General features: G+C 71.7%; 2 protein-coding genes. Both read right to left on the bottom strand.

Annotated features, from left to right (window positions below; genetic code table 11):
- Window positions 1-520, bottom strand: a 520-nt coding sequence (locus tag I6U14_RS06625) for a cation-transporting P-type ATPase (protein ID WP_296897881.1), incomplete at its 3' end; no start/stop codon positions are given.
- A 422-nt stretch (window positions 521-942) separates the two neighbouring features.
- Window positions 943-1998 carry a phosphoglycerate mutase gene (locus tag I6U14_RS06630; protein ID WP_296897883.1) on the bottom strand — a complete coding sequence of 352 codons (1056 nt, stop codon included), beginning with the start codon at window positions 1996-1998 and terminating at the stop codon, window positions 943-945.
- Between the last annotated feature and the right edge of the window lie 156 nt (window positions 1999-2154).

Raw genomic sequence — 2154 nt, forward strand, 5'->3', positions numbered from 1 at the left:
AGGGAACGAGCCCCGGCGCCAGGAGCCTGCCGGGGCTGAGGCCGCCGGCCAGCACGCGGAACAGGCCTGCGCTGCGGCCCGCGCACAGCGCGCGAGCGCCGGGCACGTGCTCGTGGGCAGGCCGGGGCCGCTCCTGGCCGCCGGGGCGCACCCGCGCCCTGGGCGTGCCCATGCGCTGCAGGGCCTCCATGGGGCGGGGCGGGGGCAGCTCCAGCGCGAAGCCGATCGCGGTGTTCACCGCAATGGCCGCACCGATAGCGATGGCCTCCACGACGCGCCCGAACACCGCCGCCGCGACGGCGGCAGCCAACAGCAGCAGGACGATCAGGCTCGCGAGCTGGTCCAGCAGGATACGCCAGGTCGGGCGCGAGCCCGCCTCGCGCAGCCGGTTCCGGCCGTGCTGCTCACGCCGGCGCTTGACCTCCGCGTCGTCGAGGCCCTGCTCGATGTTGCTGCCGAGGCGATCGAGCAGGGTCTCGGCGGATTCCTGGTAGGGCGCTGTCACTGTCGGTCGATTCATGCTGCCGGCGCTGCGGGAGGTGTCCGTGCCCGCGCGGGATGATTGAGCCTAGGCCCGATCTTCGACCCAGGAAGGGCACGCAGCAACCGTGGAAGTGGCCTCCGGCCGCGATGGACTTGGCACTCAGCTGCCCTGGAAGTCGTCGCGGCAGGGATGCCGCTCCCACAGCGCGCGGGCTGCCGTGGGAGCGGCCTCTGGCCGCGATGACTTCCAGGGCGCAAAGGCGCGCCGGCGAAAGGCCCTCAGCGCGCCCGCTCGCCGGACTCGTGCGTGCCGGCGAAATGGCTCCGAAACCGTTCCCTGGCCAACAGTCCGACGCTGTCGAGCCCGCCGGCTTCCTAGAACAGCCGGGTGGCGCCGGGGACGATCTCCAGCCGCGACTCGCCGGGGATCGCGCCGATGGCCCGGCAATTGATGCCTGCTCAGGCTCCGAACTTCTTGAGGCGCCCCGCGTGCCCGAGGGCGAGGCCCATCAGGTCCACGCCGCGGCGTAGTCCGAGGGCGCCGGCTAGGCAGGTCTTCTCGTCGAAGCGCTCGGCGCTGCCGCGGCGGGCCTGCCGGGCGTGCAGCAGCACCGGCACCGGGTGCCAGCTGTGGGACGCCATGGAGGCCGGTGTGGAGTGATCGCCGGTGATGACGAGCACGTCGGGGCGCAGCGCCAGCAGGCGCGGCAGTTGGTGGTCCACCGCCTCGATGACGTCGGCCTTGCGGGCGAGGTCGCCGTCCTCGCCTGCGGAGTCGGTGCCTTTCACGTGGAGAAAGAAGAAGTCGAAGTCGTCGCCGAGGCGCTGCTCGGCGGCGCAGAATAGTCCGTCGATGCCCTCGGGCTTGGGTGCCACTGCCATGCCCAGCAGGCGTGAGAGGCCGCGATACATTGGATACTCGGCGAGACAGAGGCCGCGCAGGCCGAAGCGCTCCTCGAGCCCCGGCAGGGGCTCGTAGCGCTGAAAGCCGCGCAGCAGCAGGCCGTTCGCGGGCGCCTCGTCCGCCAGCGCCGCATGGGCCTGCTCCAGGAAACGGGCCACCAGTGCCGCGCTCTTCTCTGCGGCATCGCTCTTCGGCGTCATGTCCACCGGCGGCCGGCTCGTGGCCTGCGGGTCGGTGTCCGGCAGATCGTCGCTCAGGCCCTCGCCGCGCAGCACCAGCACGGCACGGTGCTCGGACTCGGGCTCAAAGAAGAGCTCGCCGTCGAAGTCCAGGTGCACGGCGGACCTGATCTTCTCGCAGAGCCGGCGGTTCAGATCGGTGGGGATGCGCCCAGCGCGGCGGTCGGTGATGTTCCCAGCGTCGTCCAGGGTCGCGAAGTTGACGCGTGCGGCGAGGTCCCCGGGCGCGAGCGGAAAGTCGATGCCCAGCGCCGAGAGCACGCCGCGGCCGATACGCCAGCGCAGCGGGTCGTGGCCCAACAGCGCCAGGTGGCCCGGGCCACTGCCGGGCGTGATGCCTGGGCCGACGATCTCCAGCAGCTGTCGGTGCAATTGAGCCGGACGCAGGCGTGCGGGGGAAGCGGGGTCTCGATGGCCTTGGCGTCGGGCCGACTCGCCGCAGAGGCGCTGTATGTTGCTGGCTTGTTGTTTGCTGGTATCAACTCGGCGCGCAGGCGAAAGCCGCCGCTGCGACACCTGACTACACTA

It is taken from the genome of Thiohalocapsa sp. (assembly GCF_019695415.1).
Taxonomy (GTDB): domain Bacteria; phylum Pseudomonadota; class Gammaproteobacteria; order Chromatiales; family Chromatiaceae; genus Thiohalocapsa.